The organism is Flammeovirga aprica JL-4 (assembly GCF_012844305.1).
Classification (GTDB): Bacteria; Bacteroidota; Bacteroidia; order Cytophagales; family Flammeovirgaceae; genus Flammeovirga; species Flammeovirga aprica.
Genome location: NZ_JABANE010000331.1, coordinates 1 through 827, shown reverse-complemented (window position 1 = coordinate 827; position 827 = coordinate 1). Strand labels below are relative to the sequence as shown.

2 protein-coding genes are annotated in these 827 nt (G+C 32.4%); both read right to left on the bottom strand.

What is annotated here, in order from left to right:
* Nucleotides 1-452: leucine-rich repeat domain-containing protein (locus HHU12_RS34200; protein WP_169661188.1), on the bottom strand; the 452-nt coding region annotated here is incomplete at its 3' end.
* Nucleotides 453-500: 48 nt separating this feature from the next.
* Nucleotides 501-827 (bottom strand): hypothetical protein (locus HHU12_RS34195; RefSeq protein WP_205960056.1); only part of this gene is annotated, 327 nt, incomplete at its 5' end.

Sequence of the window (827 nt, the reverse complement as noted above, 5' to 3'; positions counted from 1 at the left end):
ACTTCCGTAGAGGATATATCTAATATGTTTAGTTTATGACATTTTGTAATAAAAGAGGGTATTTCCTTAATGGGGTTTCCTTCCATCCATAATGCTTTGAGTTCAGGGAATTCAGTAATAAACTCTGGAACTTCGGTGACATTACAGTTGAGGATTTTTATTTCTTCTAACTTTTTAAAGGCTCGAAGTTCTTCAGGAAGCTTTGTAATAGAAAGGTCATCTTTTATTTTTATCATAATAATATGTTTCCTATTACTATCGTAATTATATGAGTATATACTTGAACCATAGTTATCTTTGAGTTTTTTAAGAGCTTCTTGTTCTTCCATATCCATATAGTTTGTACAACCAATCAATAGAATAATCACTACACTAATAATGAAATAATAGAGGTATTTAGCACTCGCTAATTTCCTTTGCACAGCACCAATAGAAGTCTTGTTATGTATCATTTGTTCTATAGAATAAAGAGAAAGTATAGTAACCTTCTCTAATTTACTTTACTCATCAATCTGCTCCCTATCAAAAACAGGATTCCCTAAAAGTCTTGTGTCAACATTTTCAGAGATTTCGGCATTGTAGGTGTTTTCAATTTCATTACCTTCTAAAAGTAATAAGTTCAGCTTTGTACATTTGTTGATATCAGGAGGGATACGCTTAATTTTTCCGTTGGTCATGTTTAAGTTCTCTAAGTTTTTCATCCTACCAATCCCCGTAATATCAGTGATTTGATGATTGATTACATTGAGGTCACTAGCTTCACTATCAAAAATTCCTACAGGCATACTTTTCCATGTCACATCCCTAGCCCAAATACTTCCAACTTG